This is a genomic window from Streptomyces sp. Je 1-332, from assembly GCF_040730185.1.
Taxonomy (GTDB): Bacteria; Actinomycetota; Actinomycetes; order Streptomycetales; family Streptomycetaceae; genus Streptomyces.
In genome coordinates, this window is sequence record NZ_CP160402.1 from 5,754,043 (window position 1) to 5,775,318 (window position 21,276).

The following is a 21,276-nucleotide window of genomic DNA, read 5'->3' on the forward strand; positions in this document are numbered from 1 at the left end:
CTACTGTTGAGGTGTGCGCCTGCCGTGCCCCGCTGCGATGGGGGTATCCCCTGCTCACCGGGAGCACGGGGAAGGAGTTTCAGACGCGGCTGACTTCTGGAGCGAGTCCGCGTGGCGTGGGCACCGCCGGCTGTGAGAGGGACGGGAATGGAACCGACCGAGAGCGCCGCACCGGACTCCCGGCTGCGCGCGCGCCTGGGGCGCGGACCGGGCGCGTGGCTCAGCGGCCGCAGAGCGGCACGGGAGGCACGCGAGGCACGCGAAGCCGAGAGAGGGCGCCCCGCCGTCCCCACCACCGCAGTTGAGCGACGCGAACGGGCATGGAGCACCGTCGGCGGGTACGGCACACAGGAACTCGGCGTGGGCGAGACCTCGGGCGGCCGGGACGCGGGGGCCTGCTCCACCCAGGCCGGGGGCGAGGGGCGGCGCAGGCCGCTGTGGCGCGGCGCCGAGGCGCACGGCCCGGACGACGCGTCCGGCGAGCGCGATCCCTGGCCGGTGCTTCCGGTTGTCGTCGTGGCGATCGCCGCGGTGGTGCTCGGCACGGGCTTCTTCCACGCGTTCACCGGACGGGGCGCGCTGTTCCCCTCCGGCACGGTCGGCTGGTCCCTCGCCGTCCTCACGGGCCTCATCGTCGGCCATCTCGTCGCGCTCGGCCGCGACCGCTGGTGGGGCGGCACGGGATCGGGCGGCGCGCTGACCGTCGCCGTGCTCCTGCTGTACGGCTGGGTGCCCGCCGGAATGGTCAGCCTCACCGTCGTCGTCCTCGTCGGCATCGCGCGCCGCCACCGCTGGCGCCAGGGCATCCTGCACGGCGCGGTCGACATCCTCGGCATCGGCGCGGGCGCGCTCGCCATGGCCGCGTTCGGCACCGCCCCGACGACGGAGTCGCCCTGGCTGCCCGAGACCTGGGACCTGTACTCCGCCCCCGAGGTGGCCCTCGCCGCCGCGGCGTATCTCGTGGTCACCCGCGTCCTGCTCTGGTACGTCCACGCGCCGCGCACCGGAGCCCTGCCCACGGTCACCCGCACGGCCCTGGTCCGGCAGGGCCTCGTCGGCGTCGCGCTGCTCGGCATCGCCCCGCTGATCTGCGTGGTCGCGGCCTCCACGCCCATCCTGCTGCCGCTCTTCGCGATCCCTCTCGTCGCGCTCGACTCGACGCTGTGGATCGCACGGGCCAGGGCGGAGGAGCAGCTGCGCGACCCGCTCACCGGCCTGCCCAACCGCCAGTGGCTCCTCGAACGGACCTGGACGGCCCTCGACGACGCCGAGCGGATCGGGGCGCGGTCGGCCCTGATGCTGATCGACATGGACCGCTTCCGGTCGGTGAACGACACCCTCGGCCACCTCGCGGGCGACCGTTTACTGCTGCAGATCGCCGACCGGCTGCGGCTCGCCCTGCCGCGCGGTGCGGAGGCCGCGCGGCTCGGCGGCGACGAGTTCGCCGTCCTGCTGCCCGTCGCCGACTCCACGACGTCCGCCACCCGCGTGGCACGGTCCCTCGTCGCCGCCCTCGGCTCGCCCCTCGACCTCGACGGTCTGACGCTGGTCCTGGAGGCCAGCGCCGGTCTCGCCGTCTTCCCCGACCACGCCATGGACGCCGAGGGCCTGCTGCGCCGGGCGGACGTCGCGATGTACCAGGCCAAGCGGGACCGCACGGGCGTCGAGGTGTACGAGTCCAAGCGGGACTCCAACACCCCTGACCGCCTCGGCCTGTTGGGCGATCTGCGCCGCGCGCTCGACGCCGGCGACGTGGAGCTCCACTACCAGCCGAAGGTCCAGTTCGACGGACGGGTCGCCGGTCTCGAAGCGCTGGTGCGGTGGGTGCACCCCGAGCGCGGAAGGGTGCCACCGGACGAGTTCATCGCCATCGCGGAGTCCTCCGGTCTCATGCCGCACCTCACGGAGTACGTCCTGGAGACGGCGCTCTGCCAGGTGGCGAAGTGGCAGGCGATGGGCCTCAAGGTCCCCGTCGCGGTGAACGTCTCACCGCGTGACGTGCACACGCCCGGCTTCGCGGGCGCCGTCGCCGCGCGCCTGGCCCGGCACGGGGTGCCCGCGGGAGCGCTGCAACTGGAGATAACGGAGCACGTCCTCCTGGAGGACCCGCAGCGGGCCGCGGACACCCTGGCGGGCCTGACCGGCCACGGCGTCAAGATGTCGCTCGACGACTTCGGCACCGGGTACTCGTCCCTGGTGCACCTGCGGCGGCTGCCGGTGAGCGAACTGAAGATCGACCGTTCGTTCGTGGCACGCCTCGCCGTGGACAACGAGGACGCGGAGATCGTCCGCTGCACGGTCGACCTCGCGCACTCCCTCGGCCTGCTCGTCGTCGCCGAGGGTGTCGAGGACGACGAGACGTGGGAGCGGTTGCGCGACCTGGGGTGCGACGCGGTGCAGGGCTGGCTGGTCGCCGCCGCGATGCCACCGGACGAGACCACCGCCTGGCTGCGGGCCCGGGGCTCTCGCGGGTGGCGCCGCCCGGTGGACGTCGCGGCCGAGGAGGCGGCCGCCGCGGCCGCCGCCGAGGCCGGGGCCGACATCGCGAAGTAGGCCGGGCGGACCCCGCGAGAAGGCGGCTGGGTCCGGCCGAGGCAATCCGTTTCACGGGCACGGGGTGTGGCCCCATAGGATTGGGGCCACACACCACACACTCACCCCCAGAGGATCGCCGCATGCCTGGCATTACGCGCGAGGAGGTCGCCCACCTCGCCCGCCTAGCACGTCTTGAGCTGAAGGACGAGGAGCTCGACCACTTCGCCGGACAGCTCGACGACATCATCGGCGCGGTCGCCCGCGTCTCCGAGGTCGCCGACCAAGACGTACCGCCGACCTCCCACCCGCTGCCGCTGACGAACGTCATGCGCGCGGACGAGGTCCGTCCGTCGCTCACCCCCGAGCAGGCTCTCTCCGGAGCCCCGGCCCAAGAGCAGCAGCGTTTCAAGGTGCCGCAGATCCTGGGGGAGGACTAACCACCATGACGGACAGCAAGACCGACATCATCAGGCTCAACGCCGCCGAGATCGCCGCGAAGGTCGCCTCCGGCGAGCTGACGGCCGTCGAGGTCACCGAGGCCCACCTCGCCCGCATCGAGGCCGTCGACGAGAAGGTGCACGCCTTCCTGCACGTCGACCGCGAGGGCGCCATCGCGCAGGCCCGCGCCGTCGACGCCAAGCGGGAGAAGGGCGAGAAGCTCGGCCCGCTGGCCGGCGTCCCGCTCGCGCTCAAGGACATCTTCACCACCGAGGGCGTACCGACCACGGCCGGTTCCAAGATCCTCGAAGGCTGGATCCCGCCGTACGACGCGACCCTCACGCGCAGGCTGAAGGACGCCGACGTCGTCATCCTCGGCAAGACCAACATGGACGAGTTCGCCATGGGGTCCTCCACCGAGAACAGCGCGTACGGCCCCACCGGCAACCCGTGGGACCTCACCCGCATCCCCGGCGGCTCCGGCGGCGGCTCCTCCGCCGCCCTCGCCTCGTACGAGGCCCCGCTCGCCATCGGCACGGACACCGGCGGCTCCATCCGCCAGCCCGCGGCCGTCACCGGCACCGTCGGCGTCAAGCCCACGTACGGCGGCGTCTCGCGCTACGGCATGGTGGCGTTCTCGTCCTCCCTCGACCAGGGCGGTCCCTGCGCCCGTACGGTCCTGGACGCGGCCCTCCTGCACGAGGTCATCGCCGGGCACGACCCGCTCGACTCCACGTCCATCGACGCCCCGGTTCCCGCGGTCGTCGAGGCGGCCCGCAACGGCTCCGTACAGGGCATGCGGGTCGGCGTCGTCAAGCAGTTCGCGGGCGAGGGCTACCAGGCCGGTGTCGTCCAGCGCTTCCAGGAGTCGGTCACGCTCCTGAAGGAGCTCGGCGCCGAGATCGTCGAGCTGGACTGCCCGTCCTTCGACCTGGCGCTCTCCGCGTACTACCTCATCGCGCCGAGTGAGTGCTCGTCCAATCTGGCCCGCTTCGACGCCATGCGTTATGGCCTGCGCGTCGGCGACGACGGCACGAAGTCCGCCGAGGACGTCACCGCGCTCACCCGCGAGGCCGGCTTCGGCGACGAGGTCAAGCGCCGCATCATCCTGGGCACGTACGCCCTGAGCTCCGGCTACTACGACGCGTACTACGGAAGCGCCCAGAAGGTCCGCACGCTCATCACGAAGGACTTCGAGAAGGCCTTCGAGCAGGTGGACGTGATCGTCTCGCCCGCGACGCCCACCACCGCCTTCCCGATCGGCGAGCGCGCCGACGACCCGATGGCGATGTACCTCGCGGACGTGTGCACCATCCCGTCGAACATGGCGGGCAACGCCGCCATGTCGCTGCCCTGCGGCCTCGCGCCGGAGGACGGCCTGCCCGTCGGACTGCAGATCATCGCCCCCGCCATGAAGGACGACCGCCTTTACAAGGTGGGAGCCGCCGTAGAGGCCGCCTTCGTGGAAAGGTGGGGTCACCCGCTGCTTGAGGAGGCACCGTCACTATGAGTCCCATGACTGCCAAGGCCCAGGGCTTCAAGAAGTCCAAGCCCGGCGCGTACCTGTCGATGGGCGCAACCGCCTTCGGCGCGATCTCGGTCGTCAAGCAGGCCAGGCTGGCCCGCAAGGAGAACGACACGCTCCGGCTCATCGACGCCGGTGTCTCCGCCGTCGCCATCGTCACCGGTCTCGCTCTGCTCTATCGCGAGCTGAAGAAGCTCGGCGACGACGACGTCCTGCTGGGTTGAGAGGGAAAGTTTCACCGTGACTGTCACGACTGACCTGGTGTCGTACGAGGATGCCCTCGCGACGTACGACCCCGTCATGGGCCTTGAGGTCCATGTCGAGCTGGGCACCAAGACCAAGATGTTCTGCGGCTGCTCCACCGAGCTCAAGCAGGACGCCAACAGCCAGACCTGCCCGACCTGTCTCGGCCTTCCCGGCGCGCTGCCGGTGGTCAACGAGATCGGCGTCGAGTCCGCCATCAAGATCGGTCTCGCGCTGAACTGCGAGATCGCCGAGTGGTGCCGCTTCGCCCGGAAGAACTACTTCTATCCGGACATGCCGAAGAACTTCCAGACCTCCCAGTACGACGAGCCGATCGCCTTCAACGGCTATCTGGACGTCCAGCTGGAGGACGGCGAGGTCTTCCGCGTGGAGATCGAGCGCGCCCACATGGAGGAGGACACCGGCAAGTCCACGCACGTCGGTGGCGCGACGGGCCGTATCCACGGCGCCTCGCACTCGCTCCTGGACTACAACCGCGCCGGCATCCCGCTCATCGAGATCGTCACCAAGCCGATCGAGGGTGCGGGCGAGCGGGCTCCCGAGGTCGCCAAGGCGTACGTCGCGGAGCTGCGCGAGGTCATCAAGGCCCTTGACGTGTCCGAGGCCCGGATGGACAAGGGCCAGATGCGCTGCGACGTGAACCTCTCCCTGCGGCCGCACGGCCGTGAGGAGTTCGGTACGCGCTCGGAGACGAAGAACGTCAACTCGCTCCGTTCCGTGGAGCGTGCGGCGCGCTTCGAGATCCAGCGGCACGCGGCCGTCCTGAACGACGGCGGCACGATCGTCCAGGAGACCCGTCACTTCCACGAGGAGGACGGCTCCACGACGTCGGGCCGCATCAAGGACAACGCCGAGGACTACCGGTACTTCCCGGAGCCCGACCTCGTCCCGGTGGCCCCGGCCCGCGCATGGGTCGAGGAACTGCGTTCCGGTCTCCCGGAGATGCCGCGCGTGCGCCGCAACCGCCTCCGCGAGGAGTGGGGTGTCTCGGAGCACGACATGCAGTCGATCCTGAACGCCGGTGCGGTCGACCCCATCGTCGCCACGATCGAGGCGGGCGCCGACTCGGCGGCCGCGCGCAAGTGGTGGATGGGCGAGCTGTCCCGTAACGCCAACGAGACGGGCCGGGCGCTCGACGAGCTGCCGGTCACCCCGGCGCAGGTCGCCAGGGTCGCCGAGCTGGTCACCAAGGGCGACCTGAACGACAAGCTGGCGCGCCAGGTCTTCGAGGGAGTCCTCGCGGGCGAGGGCACGCCGGACGAGGTCGTCGAGAAGCGCGGCCTGAAGGTCGTCTCGGACGAGGGCGCGCTGTCCACTGCCGTGGAGGAAGCGATCGCCGGTAACCCCGGGGTCGCGGACAAGATCCGCAGCGGCAAGGTCGCCGCGGCCGGCGCGCTGGTCGGGGCGGTCATGAAGGCCACCCGGGGTCAGGCGGACGCGGCCCGCGTCAAGGAACTGATCCTGGAGAAGCTGGGCGTGGAGGGCTGAGTCCTCTCGCCGGTACGGCCTGAACCGCCGCTTCGCGGCGGATCTTCCCCGCCCACCCACCCGATTGCCCCGGAGCGATCGAGTAGGTGGGCGGGGTGCTGTTCGACCCCCCCGCCCACCGGGCCACGGAGCGTTCCCCTGAACACCGTCACCGCCGAGATCCTCTCCGTCGGCCTGCTGCTCGCCGTGCTCGCGTTCGCCGTCATACGGCCCAAGCAGTGGCCCGAGGCCGCCGCCGCGCTGCCCGCCGCCGGGATCGTCGTGGGGCTCGGGGCCGTTTCGCCTGAGCACGCGCTCGCCGAGGTCGAGAGTCTGCTGCCCGTGGTGGGGTTTCTGGCTGCCGTGCTCGTGCTCGCGCAACTCTGCGCCGACGACGGGCTGTTCGCCGCCGCCGGGGATCTCGTCGCCCGGCTCTGCGGTGGGCGGACCCGGGCGCTGCTCGGCGGGGTCTTCGGGGTGGCCGCGGCGATCACCGCCGTGCTCAGCCTCGACGCCACCGTCGTCCTGCTCACGCCGGTCGTCTTCGCCACCGCCGCCCGCGTCGGCGCGAGGCCACGCCCGCACGTCTACGCCACCGCCCACCTGGCCAACTCGGCCTCGCTCCTGCTGCCCGTCTCCAACCTCACCAACCTCCTCGCCCTCACCGCCAGTGGGCTCACCTTCACCCGGTTCGCGTTCCTGATGGCGTTGCCCTGGCTGGTCGCCATCGGGATCGAATACCTCGCCTTCCGGCGGTACTTCGCCGCCGATCTGGACGCCGGCGCCGAGGAGGCCAAGGAGGTCGAACCGACCCCCGTACCGGTCTTCACACTCGTCGTCCTCGGTCTCACGCTCGCCGGGTTCGTCGGCACCTCGCTGGCCGGAGCGGAACCCCTGTGGGCCGCTCTCGCCGGAGCCGTCGTCCTCGCGGTCCGTGCGCTGCTGCGACGACGGACGAGCCCCACCGCTCTCGTCCGTTCCGCGAGCCCGCTGTTCTGCCTGTTCGTGCTCGCCCTCGGCATCGTCGTCAAGGCGGTGGTCGACAACGGCCTCGGCTCCGGCATCGAATGGCTCCTGCCGGACGGCGCCTCGCTGCCCGCGCTGCTCGCGATCGCGGGCCTCGCCGCCGTGCTCGCCAACCTCATCAACAACCTGCCGGCGATCCTCGCTCTCCTGCCCGCCGTCGCGCCCGCCGGGCCCGGCCCCGTCCTCGCCGCCCTGATCGGCGTCAACATCGGCCCGAACCTGACCTACGTCGGCTCGCTCGCCACCCTGCTGTGGCGCCGCATCCTGCACGACCACGGAACGGACGCCGAGTTGGGGACCTTCACCCGCCTCGGCGTGCTGACCGTGCCCCTCACGCTGGCGGCGTCCACCGTCGCGCTGTGGGCGGGGCTGCTGATCGGCGCCTGAGCCCCAGGCATCCGTTCACGTCGACTTCGTCCCCAAGTCTTCACAGGGATACCGGACTTCACTAGCGTCCCGCCGAGCAGGTCAATGGATCAGCGGAGAACCATTGGCCGTCGACTGGAGGTCGTTACGTGTCCCCGGAGATTTCCCGCAGGCGACTGATGGCGGTCGGCGGTGGCGCGCTCGGCGCCGCCGCCGTCGGATCGTTCCTGCCGCCGTCGTTGCAGCAGGCACTGGCACAGGACCGGCACAAACCCGGCGGTGGCGGGCTCGACTCGATCGAGCACGTCGTCATCCTGATGCAGGAGAACAGGTCCTTCGACCACTACTTCGGCGCCCTGCGCGGTGTACGCGGCTTCGGTGACCGCAACGCCATCCGGCTCCCGGGCGGGAAGTCCGTGTTCGAACAGCCGGGCGTACTGCGCACCGTCATGCCCTTCCCGGTCCGCGAGGCCGCGGCCGCGCAGAAGAAGGACCTGCAGTACATCGGCGCCCTCGACCACTCCTGGAGCGGCGGCTTCAAGGCCTGGCACGACGGCTGGAACGACGGCTGGATCACCGCCAAGACCGCCGCGACCATGGCGTACTACACGCGCGACGACATCCCGCTGCACTACGAACTCGCCGACACCTTCACCGTCTGCGACGCCTACCACTCCTCCATCCACACCTCCACGAGCCCCAACCGCAACCACCTGTGGAGCGGAAAGACGGGTTACGAGACGAGCGGCAAGCGGGCCGTCGAGAACGACGCCTACGCCGAGGGCACGCACCCCGGATACGACTGGGGGACCTACGCCGAGCGCCTGGAGAAGGCGGGCGTGAGCTGGCAGACGTACACGGAGTGGGAGAACTTCACCGACAACCAGATCGAGTTCTTCACCACCTTCAAGGCCATCGCCCGCAAGGTCCTCGCCAAGACCGGCCTCACCTTCATGGAGGCCTTCTACGCCAAGGTGCGCGACGCCAAGGACGAGGCCGAGCGCGCGAAGCTGCTCGCCACGCTGGAGGAGGGCGTCGCGACCCTCACCAGGGTGGAGAGGTCGCTCTTCGAGCGCGGCCTGCGGCGCGTGCCCACCGGCAAGCTCGCCGAGGAGTTCGCCAAGGACGTCGCGGGCGGCAAGCTGGCCAAGGTCAGCTATCTGGTGCCGTCCGCCGTGGACTCCGAGCACCCCAGCGTCTCCTCGCCGATCCACAGCGCGACCATCGTCTACAAGGTCCTGGACGCCCTCGCCTCGCACCCCGAGGTCTGGCGGCGCACCGCCGTCTTCATCAACTACGACGAGAACGACGGCTTCTTCGACCACGTCCCGCCGCCCGTGCCCGGTGGCGAATCCGCCGAGGAGAAGGAGGAGCGCTGGGAGGGGAAGCCGACCGGCCTCGGCGTGCGCGTCCCCATGCTCGTCGTCTCGCCCTGGACCGTCGGCGGCTACGTCTGCTCCGAAGTCTTCGACCACACCTCCGTCGTGCGCTTCCTGGAGAAGTGGACCGGCATCAAGGAACCCAACATCAGCGCCTGGCGCCGCAAGGTGACCGGCGACCTCACCGGCGCCTTCGACTTCCGGCGCGGCCACCGGCAGCCCGAGGTGGAACAGCCCGGCGCCATCCCGGAGTTCAGCGGCCGCTGGTCCCCGCAGCCGCCCCTGAAGCAGTCCATGCCGGTGCAGGAGCCGGGCACGCGCCGCGCCCGCCCGCTGCCCTACCAGCCCGACGCGTACGTGAAGCCGGGCGAGAGCGGTGCTCTCTCGGTGCGGCTGCGCAACGGCGGGCCCTCCAGCGCGCACTTCGCGCTCTACCCGTACGCCGGTGAGTTCGCGGCCCCGCAGCACCAGGACGTCGTGCGCCAGGGCTCCTGGACCGTGCCGGTGCCCGAGGACGCGTACGACTTCACGATCACGGGGCCGAACGGTTTCCGGCGCGAGTTCGCGGGCGGCAAGGGCGGCGGCGCGCAGCTGGCCTCCGCGATCACCCGCCGCGAGCTCCACGTGACCCTGGCCAACCGGGGGCGCAAGGAGCTCGTCTTCACGGTCCAGCCGCTCGGCTACGTGGACGAGGACGACGTCAGGAAGCGGACGCGGATCGTCCGGGTGAAGGCGGGCAGCAGTCGCACGATGGCCTGGCGGACGGACGACGAGCATGGTTGGTACGACGTCGAGGTCACGGCCGTGGGTGAGCCCGCCTTCCGGCGGCGCCTGATGGGGCACATAGAGGACGGACGCGCGAGCGTATCGGGCTGAAGCCCTCACTTCTCAGGGTGTGCGAGGTCCGGGTGGGGCCTCGCACACCCTTTGTGCTCTTGTGAGGTAACCCACGAACCGGACCAACGATCTCCAGGTCCTGTCAAAGTGTCCCTGGCGCTCATGTCATCGCTCATACGTTCTTTGCGGGCTGTTCAGGTCATTCAAGACGCTTCCCGATAAAGATCCACGAACCACATCAGGGAGCCGGTCTGTGGCAGCACTCGCACGGTGGTGTGTGAACCACCGTCTCCTCGCAGTTCTGCTCTGGATCGTCGCCCTCTCGGGGGCCGCGAGCGCCGCGGCCGTCGCAGGATCCGCGTACTCGAACGACTACGAGGTGCCGGGCACCGAGTCCGGCCGTGCGAGCCAGCTCCTGAACGAGGGATTCGAAGGCCTCGGCGGTGACAGCAACACCGTGGTCTGGAAGACCGAAGCGGGCACCACCGTGCGGGCGGCCGACGTCGAGCAGACGATGACCGACGCCCTCGACAGGATCGAGGACATGCCGGCGGTGGCCTCCGTCAGCAGCCCGTACGAGGGGCGCGGCGCCGCACAGATCAGCGACGACGGGCGCATCGCGTACGCGAACGTCACCTTCCACGAGCAGGCCGACGCCGTGGACAAGGCGGACGCCCAGGCCCTCGTCGACACCGCGAAGGCCGCCGATTCGGACAGCCTGGACGTCGAGCTCGGCGGCAGCGCCGTCGGCCTCACCGAGTCCAAGAGCGCGCAGACCGCCGAGATCGTCGGGGTCGCCGTCGCCGCCGTCGTGCTCTTCCTCGCCTTCGGCTCGCTCGCCGCCTCGATCCTGCCCATCGCCACCGCGCTGGTGTCGGTCGGCACGGCGTACGCGGGCATCGTGCTGCTCGGGCACGTCATGACCGTCGCGGACTTCGCCCCGATGCTGGGCACCCTGATCGGGCTCGGCGTCGGCATCGACTACGCGCTGTTCATCGTGACCAGACATCGCAAGGGCCTCAAGCAGGGCCTGCCCGTGGCCGTCGCCGCCGAGCGCGCGGTCGCCACCACCGGGCGCGCGGTCGTCTTCGCGGGCGCCACCGTGTGCATCGCGCTGCTCGGCATGCTCATCCTGCGGCTCAGCTTCCTCAACGGGGTCGCGATCGCGGGCTCGCTGACCGTGCTCCTCACCGTCGCCGCTTCGGTGACCCTGCTCCCGGCGCTCCTGTCCTGGATCGGACCGCGCGCGCTCAGCCGCCGGGAACGGCGAGCCCTCGCCGAGCACGGCCCGGCCCCGGAGCTGCCCACCGGGCTCGCCGCCCGCTGGTCAGCGTTCGTGGAGCGGCACCCGAAGCTGCTCGGCGGTGTCGCCGTCGCCGTGATGGCGCTGCTCGCCCTGCCCACGCTCTCCCTGCACCTCGGCACGTCCGACCAGGGCAACAACCCGGCGTCGACCACCACCCGACAGGCCTACGACCTGCTCGCCGACGGCTTCGGCCCCGGCGTGAACGGCCCCCTCACCCTCGTCACGGACGTCGCGGGAGCGGGCGACCGGCTCGCCCTGACCAACCTCGTCCCCACGCTGGAATCGACCGAGGGCGTCGCCTCCGTCAGCCCCGTCACGTACGACGCCGACGGCACGGTCGCCCACATCACCGTCGTACCCAACTCCTCTCCGCAGTCCGAGCGGACCAGCGATCTCGTCGACCGGCTGCGCGACGACGTGCTGCCCAGGGCCGAGGCCGACACCTCGCTCGGCCTGGAGGTGGGCGGTGTCACGGCGAGCTACGACGACTTCGCGGAGATCATCGTCGGCAAGCTGCCGCTCTTCGTCGGCGTGGTCATCGGCCTCGGCTGTGTCCTGCTGCTTCTCGCCTTCCGGTCCATCGGCATCCCCCTGAAGGCCGCCGCGATGAACGTGGCGGCGGTGGCGTCCGCCTTCGGGGTCGTCGTCGCGATCTTCCAGTGGGGCTGGGGGAGCGAGCTGCTCGGCCTCGGCTCGGCAGGACCGATCGAACCCTTCCTGCCCGTGATCATGGTGTCCGTCCTCTTCGGGCTCTCGATGGACTACCAGGTCTTCCTGGTCAGCCGGATGTACGAGGAGTGGCTGGAGACCGGCGACAACCGGCGGGCCGTCCGCGTGGGCCTCGCCGAGACGAGCCGCGTGATCAACTCCGCGGCCGTGATCATGATTTCGGTCTTCCTCGCCTTCGTCCTGAGCGGCGACCGGGTCATCGCGATGTTCGGCATCGGCCTCGCCGCCGCGGTCGCGCTCGACGCGTTCGTCCTGCGCACGCTCCTCGTGCCGGCCCTGATGCACATGCTGGGCGGCGCCAACTGGTGGCTGCCGCGGGGCCTGGACCGCCTGCTACCGCGCATCAGCATCGAGCCGCCGGAATGTCGCTCGAATACGTCTGTCGTGAGTGCGAGGATCCGGGGGCAACGGGACGCGCGGGACGCCCCGGGCGTGGTGCCGGACGGATCGAAGGAGCAGGATGTTCGCGATATCGCTGGGCGAGGGCGCTGAGCTGCGGCCCATCGAGCCCTGGCAGGCGCAGGAGTTCCTCACGCACATCGAGCGTGCGCGGGAGTACACGGGGCCGTGGGTGCCCCTGACCGTGCGGGTGAAGGACCTCGATTCGGCGCGGGAGCTGCTCCAGACGTTCGCCGACAAGCAGGCCGCCGACACGGGCCGCCTGTACGGCATCTGGCTGGACGGCACGCTCGTCGGCGGAGTGCTCTTCCGGATCTTCGACACGGCCATGGAGAGCTGCGAGGTCGGCGTCTGGCTGGAGCCTTCGGCCGCGGGGCGTGGCCTGATCACCAGGGCGAGCCGGGTCCTCATCGACTGGGCGGTGGACGAGCGCGGCATGCACCGCGTGGAGTGGATGGTCTCCACGGCGAACGACCGCAGCAAGGCGGTGGCCCAGCGGCTCGGGATGACCAAGGACGGGGTGCTGCGGGAGTGCTTTCCCTGGCAGGGGGTGCGGCACGACATGGAGGTGTGGTCGGTGCTCGCGCCGGAGTGGCGAAAGGCCCGCGAGGCCGCGAAAGCCGGGGTTTCGGCTCGTTAAGAAAGCTCTCATACTCCGTCCGTACGGTGCGGGGCATGGGAACCAAGACACAGGATGAGACCGCGGCCGAGGCGGCCGCGAAGCCCGCAGAGCCGGAGGCCGCGGACACCGCTGACACCACGGACGCCACGGGCGTCACGAAGGTGGACGCCACCAAGGCAGATGCCGTCGACGCCGACGAGGCCGATGACGCCGACGAGCTCGTCGTGGTCGAGGAGGTCGCTCCGGCCAGGTCCGGTGGCGTGTTCCAGGGCGCCGCGGCCGTCGTCTCCGCCGCTCTCGGTGTGATCGGCCTGTCCGGAGGCTGGCTCGGCACGGTCGCAGCGGCCCGCGCGAACATCGTCGGGCAGCTGGAGACCAAGCAGTCGGCGAGCGTCGCCGACCAGATCCAGGCGCTGTACGGCGACTCCTGGCAGGTCACGGCGCTGATCGCCGGAGCCTTCGCGCTCGCCGCGCTGGTCGTCGGCTTCGTCGTCCTGGTACGGCCCGCGTTCGGCGCGCCCGACCAGGTGCAGGCGCCGTGGATCAAGTCGGTGGCCTGGGCGGGTGTCGCCCTGGGCGTCATCGGCCTGCTGCTGGCCATCGCGAAGTACTCGGACCTGATCTACGGGCTGCCGTCGACGAGTTGATGGCAGCGGGGCCGCTCCGACGGCCGCGAAGTGTGCAGAACGCCGGTGGGGCTCACTCGAGCCCCACCGGCGTTTCCGCGTCCGTAAGCCCCCTAAGGCCCCCTCTCAGTCCCCTAAGGCCCCCCGCCCCCGCAAGATGCGGCACTCTCCCGATGTGCCGCCCCTGCCTGGGAGACGAAAGTAAAGGCATCGCAGGAAGCGAAGCCGGAAACCGGACGTCACACCAGCTCAGGGAGTCACCATGTTCGAGTACGAGATGCACCAGCTCCGCGCCGCCGACCTGGCCCGCGAGGCCGACCGCCGCCGCCTCCTGCGCGAGGCCCGTGAGGCCAACGCGGCCCGCCGCCGCTCGGCGCGTCACGAATCCGAGGGGCGGGTGAGCACCGGCCAGTGGCGGAGGACCCGCGCCACCCGGGCCGTCTGATGAGCGCGGGGCCTTCTGCCCTCGGAATATCCGCTGCCGTGACGCCCGCACCCTGTGCGATGCTCACCGCTGTGGAGACCAGGTCCGTAAGCCCCGTGTTCGTCGGCCGTTCCGACGAGTTGGGCGTACTGAACGACGCACTCGCCCGTGCCAAGGGGACCACCCCCGGCACGGGCGAGCCGCAGGCATTGCTGCTCGGCGGTGAGGCGGGCGTCGGCAAGACCCGCCTCATCGAGGAGTTCACCGCGGCGGCATGCGCCGAAGGCGCCGTCGTCGCGCTCGGCGGCTGCGTCGAGATCGGCGCGGACGGCCTCCCCTTCGCCCCCTTCTCCAGCGCCCTGCGCTCCCTGCGCCGCCAGCTCCCCGACGAGGTGGACGCCGCGGTCGCCGACCAGGAGGGCGAACTCGCCCGGCTCCTGCCCGAACTGGGCGAGGCACCCCAGCGCCGCCGGGGAACCGACGCCCACCACGACGAGGAAGGCATGGCCCGGCTCTTCGAGCTGACCGTCCGGCTCCTGGAACGCCTCGCCGCCGACCGCCCCGTGGTCATCGCCCTCGAGGACCTGCACTGGGCCGACGCCTCGACCCGGCACCTCCTCGCCTACCTCTTCCGCACGCTGCGCAGCGGCCGCCTCGTCGTCGTCGCGACCTACCGCGCCGACGACATCCACCGCCGCCACCCGCTGCGTCCGCTCCTCGCCGAACTGGACCGCCTGCGCACGGTGCGCCGCATCGAACTCGCCCGCTTCAGCAAGGACGAGGTGGCCCGCCAGATGGCGGGGATACTCAGCTCCGAGCCCGAGCAGACGCTGGTGGACGACGTCTTCGACCGCTCCGACGGCAACGCCTTCTTCGTCGAGGAGCTCGCCGTCGCCTCGCACGGCGGCAGCTGCGCGAGCCTCACGGACTCCCTGCGCGATCTCCTTCTCGTCCGCGTCGAGGAGCTGCCCGAGGCAAGCCAGCGGGTGGCCAGGATCGTCGCCGAGGGCGGCTCGACCGTCGAGCACCCGCTGCTCGCCGCCGTCGCGGGGCTCGCGGAGGACGACCTGATCGAGGCGCTGCGGGCCGCGGTCGGCGCCAACATCCTGCTGCCGTCACCCGACGGCGACGGCTACCGCTTCCGGCACTCCTTGGTGCGCGAGGCCGTCGGCGACGACCTGCTGCCCGGTGAGCGCTCCCGGATCAGCCGCCGCTTCGCCACGGCCCTCGAAGCCGACCCCTCACTCGTCGCCGCCGACCAGCGCGCCGCCCGCCTCGCCAGCTACTGGTACCACGCACACGACGCGGCGAAGGCGCTCCCCGCGGTCCTGCGGGCCTCCGTCGAGGCCCGCCGCCGCTACGCGTACTCCGAGCAACTGCGCCTCCTCGAACGGGCGATGGAGCTGTGGGACGACGCCCCCGAGGACATCCGCCTCGCCCTGCGCCCCCTCGACTACGCCGAGGTCTACCCTCCCTGCGGCTGCGACCCCGAAACCACCCCCCTGCGCTACCTCGACCTCATGGCGGAGGCCGCCGTCGCCGGCCGCCTCTGCGGGGAGCGGGAACGCGCCCTGAAGATCACCAAGCGTGCGCTGCGGCTCCTTGAGGACGAACACGACCCCCTGCGCGCGGCCTGGTTCTGGATCCAGCGCTCCCGGCTCACCTCGACCCTCGGCCGCGGCGACGGCTGGGCGGAGATAGCCACCGCGCAGGAACTGGTCCGCGGCCTGCCGCCGTCCGAGGTGCACGCCGAGGTGCTGACCAACGTCGCCTCCTGGGGCATGCTCCACAACCCCGGTGCCAAGACCCTCGCGGCGGCCCAACGCGCCGTGGAATACGCCCGGATGGTCAAGGCCGAGGAGATCGAACTCAACGCGCGGCTCATCTACGGCGGTCTCCTGGTCGACGCGGGCGACGTCGAGCAGGGCTTCGCCGAGATGTACGCGGTCAGGGACCGGTGCGTGGAGCCGCCCGGCCTGGTCTCACGGGTCCCGCACATCCACGTCAACCTGCCGTCCGTGCTCGAAGGGGCGGGCCGCTCGCTCGAAGCCCTCGAGGTCGGCAACCAGGGCATCGCGCTCTGCCGGAAGTACGGCCTCACGGACACCGAGAGCTGGGTCCAGGTCAACAAGGCGGAAACCCTGTTCTCGCTGGGCCGTTGGGACGAGGCGGTCGAGGCCTCCGAGGCGGCCCGCCGCGGCGCGCTCAGCGTCAAGCCGCGGGGCGGCGCGGCCCTGCAGCTCGCCACCGTCGCGCTCGGACGGGGTGACGTGGCCGAAGCCGCCGCCCAACTGGCCACGGCTCGCGGTCACTACGGCTCGCACGAACGCATGCCGCAGTACTCCCTGCCCATGCTCAACGCCGCCCTCGGCATCGCGGCGGCCGGCTCCGACCGCGCGTCGGCTTTCGCCGCGGCACGCGCCGAGCTCGAGAACGCCCTGGCCAAGGGCTTCCCGCCCGGCACCCAGCGCTACGTCTGGCCCCTGCTGCTCGCCGCCGCCACCTCGGAGGCCGATACACGCGGCCTGCCCGCCGCCGAGCCCGGCAGGACCGAGACCATCGACAGCATCCGCCGAGCCGCGAAGAACCTCCCCGCACCCGTGCCGGTCTGGGCCGCCTACGAGAAGTGGGTACGCGCCGAACTCCTGCGCGCCGAGGACCGCGACACCCCCGCCGACTGGTCGGCCACGGTCACCGCGCTCGAACCCGTCGATCGCCCCTACGACCTGGCCCGCGCCCGCCTCCGCCTCGCCGAGTCCCTCCTCGCGACCTCCCCGGGCGTGGGCGCCGAAGAGGACAGGGAGCGAGCCGCCGGGCTGCTGCGACAAGCTCGCGAGGTCGCCGAGCGGCTGAGAGCCCGCCCCCTCGCCGAGTCCATCACCGGGCTCGCCCAGCGTGCGCGCCTCTCCCTGCACGACGAGGAGACCGCGAGCCCGCACCTCACCCCGGTCGACCCCGCCGAGGCGCTCGGCCTCACCAGCCGGGAGCGGGACGTGCTCCGCCGCGTCGCCGCGGGCCGCAGCAACCGCCAGATCGCCGAGGAACTCTTCATCTCCCCGAAGACGGCGAGCGTCCACGTCTCCAACATCCTCGCCAAGCTGGGCGTGGCCGGCCGGGGCGAGGCTGCGGCGCTGGCCCACCGCCTGCGCCTGTTCCCCGCCGAACGCGCACAGTCCGCCGGCTGACCTGGGCTTGCCCTTTCCCTGCCCTTTCCCTGCCCCGGAGGGTTTCGCAAGCGCTCGCTTACGCTGGTAGGAGGCACCCGGCCGCCAGGAGGCGCAGTGTTCAACCCGATCGAGCTTTTCCAGCCCGGCCGCAAACACACGCACGACGAGCAGAAGCGGCTGGAGCTGAGCCGGATCGACGTGGCCGACGGCGACCCGGGCCGCGGCCCGATAGACCTGACCTCGGGCAAGGTGGTGGTGAGGGTGCCACAGCAGGCGGAGGCGGAAGCTGCGCGGGAGCAGGAGCAGGAGCAGGAGCAGGGGCAGGAGCCGGAGCAGCAGGAGCCGGGCCTGGTGCCCGAGCCGGACCCCGTGGTGGACGCCGCCGACGCCGAGCCCGGCAGCGCTCCCGGCACCGCTCACTCGCCCGAGAAGCGGCCCGCACGCCCTGTGACCCGCAAGCCCTGAAGCCCTTTCTCTCTGAAGCCCTACTTCACCGTCACCTCAAGAATCTTGTCGTCCCCCTTCTCCGGTGTGCCCCGGGAATCGGTCTCGTTCGTCACCAGCCACAGCTTGTCCCCGCCCGCGGCGACGACCGTGCGCAGGCGGCCGTGCTCCTCCTTCAGGAAGGACTGCGGCTCCACGGTGCCCTCCACCCCGCGCACCGGAATCCGCCAGAGGCGCTCGCCGCGCAGGCCCGCCATCCAGACCGAGCCCTCGGCGTAGGCAATGCCGCTGGGGGAGGCCTCCGAGGTCTTCCACTGGGCCACCGGGTCGTTGAAGCCCTCCTCGTCGCCCTTGCCCTCGACCTCAGGCCAGCCGTAGTTGTCGCCTGCCTTGATCTCGTTCAGCTCGTCCCAGGTGTCCTGGCCGAACTCCGCCGCCCAGAGCCGCTTCTCCTCGTCCCAGGCGAGGCCCTGCACGTTGCGGTGCCCGTACGAATAGACGGGGGAGTCGCCGAAGGGGTTGTCGGGGGCCGGGTCACCGTCCGGGGTCAGGCGCAGGATCTTGCCGCCCAGTGACTTCTTGTCCTGGGCCAGGCCGGTGTCGCCCGTCTCGCCCGTGCCCGCGTACAGCATCTTGTCCGGGCCGAAGGCGATCCGGCCGCCGTTGTGGACCACACCCTTGGGGATGCCCTTGAAGACCGTGTCGGGCGCGCCCAGCTGCTGGCCGGAGGGCTTCTTCTCGTCGTACTGCATGCGGGCGATGCGGTTGTCCGACTCGGTGGTGAAGTACGCGTAGACCATGTGGTCCGAGGCGTACGAAGGAGAGAGCGCCAAGCCCATCAGGCCGCCCTCGCCGGCGGGGGAGGCGCCGGGGACCGGGCCCAGCTCGGTCTTCTTGCCCGTCTCGCCGTCGACGCGGGTGATGGTCCCCTCGTCGCGTGAGGACACCAGCAGGTCCCCGCCGGGAAGCGGTGCGAGACCCCACGGCGACTTGAGGTTCTCGGTGAGCGTCTTCGTGACCGAAGCCGACCCCTTTTCCGGCGGGGCGGCGCCGGCGCGCGGCTTTCCCGAGGACGTCCCGTCCGACTGCGCGGGGCTCGACTCGGCGCTCTTCCCGTTGTCCGGCGTGTCCGAGCCCCCGGACGAGCAACCGGCCGTGAGTACAAGGGCGGCGGCAGCCAATGCGGCTGTGACAGCAGGTCGTTGCACGATCAGGTCCCTTCGACGCAGCGCTTCTACTGTTCATACACCGCTCGGTCCCCGCAGGTTCCCAACCTTGCTGCACGGACTCGCGGAACCCCGCTTCACGGACCTGCGGACGTCGTCACTACGGACGTGCGGACGTCGTCACTCCCAGGATCCCATCGCCGACGGCAGTGCCGCTATCTCGGCCAGATCCGCCCCGGTGAGCCGTATCGACGCCGCCCCCGCGTTCTGCACCGCCCAGCGCTCCCGCTTGGCCCCGGGGACCGGTACCACGTCACGGCCCTGCGCGAGCACCCAGGCGAGCGCCACCTGCGCCGGGGTCGCCCCGTGCCGCTCGGCCACCCGGCGCAGGCCCACCACCAGCGGCTGGTTGGCGGCCATCATCTCGGCGGTGAAACGGGGGTGCCGGGCCCGCACGTCGTCCGGCTCGAAGCCCTGCCCCGGCGTCAGCGTCCCCGTGAGGAAACCGTTCCCCAGCGGCATCGCCGCCAGGAAGCCGACCCCGCGGGCCGCGCACCACGGCAAAAGCACCTCCAGGGCCTCCCGCGACCACACCGACAGCTCGGCCTCCACCGCGCTGACCGGAAAGACCTGCTGGACCCGCTCGAGCTGCCGGATCGTCCCCTCGTGCAGCCCCCTGCCCTCGCGCCGCGAGGCACGTGCCCCCACCGCGCACAGCCCGAGCGCCCGCACCTTCCCCGCGCCGACGAGTTCGGCCATCGCGCCCCAGGTCTCCTCGACGGGCACCTCGGGATCGGCGCGGTGCAGCTGGTACAGGTCGATCGTCTCGGTCTGCAGCCGCCGCAGCGAGGCGTCACAGGCCCGCTTCACATAGCCGGGGCGGCCGTTGGCGACGATGTGCTGCTCGCCCACCAGGAGTCCGCACTTGGTGGACACGAAGGCCTCGGCCCGCCGCTCCTTCAGCGCCCTGCCCACAAGGAGTTCGTTGGTGAACGGCCCGTACATGTCCGCGGTGTCAAGGAGGGTCGAGCCCTGATCGAGCGCGGCGTGCACGGTGCGCAGCGATTCCTCGCCCCGCTGCCGTGAGCCGGTGTACGCCCAGCTCATCGGCATGCAGCCGAGCCCGACCGCACCCACCTCGAGCGCTGCCGCGCCGATCGTCCTGCGGTCCACCTGGCCGTGCCCTCCCACCTCATGTCCGAGCGGCCCCCAACGTAACCTCTGCCTCCGCCCGAGCGGCGTGCGGCCTCCGCGCATTAGCCTCCTGACCATGACGACAGATGTATGGCTCCCCTATGCCGCGGACGAGATCGAAGGCCTGCCCGCAGCGGCCGAAGCCGGGCTCAACTACCGCTTCTGGGACGGTGGCCCGGACTTCCCCGCGGACCCCGCCGACTGCGTGTTCTACGCGGTGCCCTATCTCAAGGGTGCGGAGACCTCCGTACGACCGCTGCCCGAGATGACGTCCGTACGCGCCGTGCAGACACTCACCGCGGGCATCGACCACGTCGAGGGCGGGCTCAAGTTCCTCGCGCCGGGCGTGCGGCTGTGCAATGCCAAGGGAGTGCACGAGGCCAGCACGGCCGAGCTTGCGCTCACCCTCACCCTCGCGTCACTGCGCGGCATCCCCCGCTTCGTGGAAGGACAGCGCCAGGAGGACTGGCGGTCCGGCTTCTACCCGGCGCTCGCCGACAAGTCCGTGCTGATCGTGGGATACGGGTCGATCGGTTCCGCCATCGAGGACCGGCTCACCCCCTTCGAGTGCGCGCGGGTGGCGCGCGTCGCGCGCTCTGCCCGTGCCACGGAGCGCGGCCCCGTGCACCCGCTCGCCGAACTGCCCGCGCTGCTGCCCGAGGCCGACGTGGTCATCCTCTCCACGCCCCTCACCGACGCGTCCCGTGGCCTGGTGAACGGCGACTTCCTGGCCCGCATGAAGGACGGCGCCCTGCTCGTGAACGTCGCGCGCGGCCCCGTCGTCGACACCAAAGCGCTCCTGGCCGAACTGGAGTCCGGCAGGATCACCGCCGCCCTCGATGTCACCGATCCGGAACCGCTGCCCGCAGGTCACCCCCTGTGGCACGCTCCTGGAGTACTCGTCAGCCCGCACGTGGGCGGATCGACCTCCGCGTTCCTGCCCCGCGCCAAACGCCTGCTCGCCGCCCAACTGACCCGTTTTGTCGCCGGAGAACCCCTCGGCAACGTCGTCCTGACGACCGAGTAACGGACCAAGTCCCGATCACTCACCGTCCGTTCGAGCACACTCCGCACCTACTTGTGTGCGCCCCGTGTTCACAACTCCGTTCACAGTCACGGAGCGTAGAGAAGCTATGTCCCTGAGTGACGAGACTGGTGTATCGTCCCGACAGGGGCTGCGCCGTGGACAGTTCGTCGGCGCCGGGGACGAGACATCAGACGCGAGGGGGGCGACGGGCGATGTACGGCCAATGGGCGAACCATCCGACGCGGCGAGGCCGCCGGCGACGACCCACCCTCCCACCGGCGCGCAGCCGCACGCGCGACGACTTCGCGCGCGAGGTCCTGGGACCGGTCAGTCAC

16 protein-coding genes are annotated in these 21,276 nt (G+C 71.3%); 14 read left to right on the top strand and 2 right to left on the bottom strand.

Annotation, left to right across the window (positions count from 1 at the left end; all coding sequences use genetic code 11):
* Window positions 1-147: 147 nt before the first annotated feature.
* The 13 genes from ABXJ52_RS26170 (at window position 148) to ABXJ52_RS26230 (ending at window position 17,575) form a co-directional block, all read left to right on the top strand.
* Window positions 148-2,553 carry a bifunctional diguanylate cyclase/phosphodiesterase gene (locus ABXJ52_RS26170; protein ID WP_367045113.1) on the top strand — a complete coding sequence of 802 codons (2,406 nt, stop codon included), beginning with the start codon at window positions 148-150 and terminating at the stop codon, window positions 2,551-2,553.
* A gap of 122 nt (window positions 2,554-2,675) precedes the next feature.
* Window positions 2,676-2,972, top strand: coding sequence for an Asp-tRNA(Asn)/Glu-tRNA(Gln) amidotransferase subunit GatC (gatC, locus tag ABXJ52_RS26175; protein ID WP_016642027.1), 297 nt, complete (start codon window positions 2,676-2,678; stop codon window positions 2,970-2,972).
* 5 nt (window positions 2,973-2,977) lie between these two features.
* Entirely contained in the window at window positions 2,978-4,483 is a 1,506-nt protein-coding gene (gene gatA, locus ABXJ52_RS26180) for an Asp-tRNA(Asn)/Glu-tRNA(Gln) amidotransferase subunit GatA (protein WP_367045114.1), read from the top strand.
* The gene (locus ABXJ52_RS26185; protein WP_367045115.1) at window positions 4,480-4,722 is read left to right on the top strand and encodes a hypothetical protein; all 243 of its coding nucleotides are present in this window, start codon (window positions 4,480-4,482) and stop codon (window positions 4,720-4,722) included. The genes gatA and ABXJ52_RS26185 overlap by 4 nt, the downstream gene beginning before the upstream one ends.
* Window positions 4,723-4,738: 16 nt before the next feature.
* A complete protein-coding gene (gene gatB / locus ABXJ52_RS26190; protein ID WP_367045116.1) occupies window positions 4,739-6,250 on the top strand; it encodes an Asp-tRNA(Asn)/Glu-tRNA(Gln) amidotransferase subunit GatB in 1,512 nt (503 codons plus the stop codon).
* A 138-nt stretch (window positions 6,251-6,388) separates the two neighbouring features.
* Window positions 6,389-7,642: an SLC13 family permease gene (locus ABXJ52_RS26195; protein ID WP_367049284.1), complete on the top strand. Its 1,254-nt coding sequence runs from the start codon at window positions 6,389-6,391 to the stop codon at window positions 7,640-7,642.
* 128 nt (window positions 7,643-7,770) lie between these two features.
* Window positions 7,771-9,876 (top strand): phosphocholine-specific phospholipase C, encoded by a 2,106-nt coding sequence (locus tag ABXJ52_RS26200; protein WP_367045117.1) that lies wholly within the window; start codon window positions 7,771-7,773, stop codon window positions 9,874-9,876.
* Window positions 9,877-10,090: 214 nt separating this feature from the next.
* On the top strand, window positions 10,091-12,364 hold the full coding sequence (locus tag ABXJ52_RS26205) for an MMPL family transporter (RefSeq protein ID WP_367045118.1): 2,274 nt from the start codon (window positions 10,091-10,093) through the stop codon (window positions 12,362-12,364).
* Complete coding sequence (locus ABXJ52_RS26210) at window positions 12,333-12,911, top strand: GNAT family protein (protein WP_367045119.1); 579 nt, start codon at window positions 12,333-12,335, stop codon at window positions 12,909-12,911. Before ABXJ52_RS26205 ends, ABXJ52_RS26210 begins: the two co-directional genes overlap by 32 nt.
* Before the next feature lie 35 nt (window positions 12,912-12,946).
* A complete protein-coding gene (locus ABXJ52_RS26215; RefSeq protein ID WP_367045120.1) occupies window positions 12,947-13,540 on the top strand; it encodes a hypothetical protein in 594 nt (197 codons plus the stop codon).
* Window positions 13,541-13,781: 241 nt separating this feature from the next.
* Window positions 13,782-13,964, top strand: a complete 183-nt coding sequence (locus ABXJ52_RS26220) for a hypothetical protein (RefSeq protein ID WP_367045121.1) — start codon at window positions 13,782-13,784, stop codon at window positions 13,962-13,964.
* A gap of 59 nt (window positions 13,965-14,023) precedes the next feature.
* Entirely contained in the window at window positions 14,024-17,128 is a 3,105-nt protein-coding gene (locus ABXJ52_RS26225) for an AAA family ATPase (protein WP_367045122.1), read from the top strand.
* Between the two features lie 96 nt (window positions 17,129-17,224).
* Window positions 17,225-17,575: a DUF6191 domain-containing protein gene (locus ABXJ52_RS26230; RefSeq protein WP_367045123.1), complete on the top strand. Its 351-nt coding sequence runs from the start codon at window positions 17,225-17,227 to the stop codon at window positions 17,573-17,575.
* Window positions 17,576-17,595: 20 nt separating this feature from the next.
* On the opposite strand, the gene ABXJ52_RS26235 is transcribed toward ABXJ52_RS26230, so the two are convergent.
* Together ABXJ52_RS26235 and ABXJ52_RS26240 are read right to left on the bottom strand one after the other, a co-directional pair.
* Window positions 17,596-18,768, bottom strand: coding sequence for a PQQ-dependent sugar dehydrogenase (locus ABXJ52_RS26235; RefSeq protein ID WP_367049286.1), 1,173 nt, complete (start codon window positions 18,766-18,768; stop codon window positions 17,596-17,598).
* 132 nt (window positions 18,769-18,900) lie between these two features.
* Complete coding sequence (locus ABXJ52_RS26240) at window positions 18,901-19,893, bottom strand: aldo/keto reductase (protein ID WP_367045124.1); 993 nt, start codon at window positions 19,891-19,893, stop codon at window positions 18,901-18,903.
* 97 nt (window positions 19,894-19,990) lie between these two features.
* On the opposite strand from ABXJ52_RS26240, the gene ABXJ52_RS26245 reads away from it, so the two are divergent.
* The gene (locus ABXJ52_RS26245; RefSeq protein ID WP_367045125.1) at window positions 19,991-20,941 is read left to right on the top strand and encodes a 2-hydroxyacid dehydrogenase; all 951 of its coding nucleotides are present in this window, start codon (window positions 19,991-19,993) and stop codon (window positions 20,939-20,941) included.
* Window positions 20,942-21,276 lie beyond the last annotated feature (335 nt).

Excerpts from the sequence above, each read along its gene's own strand:
- ABXJ52_RS26245 (WP_367045125.1), top strand. The coding sequence starts at position 19,991 with ATGACGACAGATGTATGGCTCCCCTATGCCGCGGACGAGATCGAAGGC.
- ABXJ52_RS26185 (WP_367045115.1), top strand. The coding sequence starts at position 4,480 with ATGAGTCCCATGACTGCCAAGGCCCAGGGCTTCAAGAAGTCCAAGCCC.
- ABXJ52_RS26225 (WP_367045122.1), top strand. The coding sequence starts at position 14,024 with ATGCTCACCGCTGTGGAGACCAGGTCCGTAAGCCCCGTGTTCGTCGGC.
- gatC (WP_016642027.1), top strand. The coding sequence starts at position 2,676 with ATGCCTGGCATTACGCGCGAGGAGGTCGCCCACCTCGCCCGCCTAGCA.
- ABXJ52_RS26215 (WP_367045120.1), top strand. The coding sequence starts at position 12,947 with ATGGGAACCAAGACACAGGATGAGACCGCGGCCGAGGCGGCCGCGAAG.
- ABXJ52_RS26220 (WP_367045121.1), top strand. The coding sequence starts at position 13,782 with ATGTTCGAGTACGAGATGCACCAGCTCCGCGCCGCCGACCTGGCCCGC.
- gatA (WP_367045114.1), top strand. The coding sequence starts at position 2,978 with ATGACGGACAGCAAGACCGACATCATCAGGCTCAACGCCGCCGAGATC.
- ABXJ52_RS26210 (WP_367045119.1), top strand. The coding sequence starts at position 12,333 with ATGTTCGCGATATCGCTGGGCGAGGGCGCTGAGCTGCGGCCCATCGAG.
- ABXJ52_RS26170 (WP_367045113.1), top strand. The coding sequence starts at position 148 with ATGGAACCGACCGAGAGCGCCGCACCGGACTCCCGGCTGCGCGCGCGC.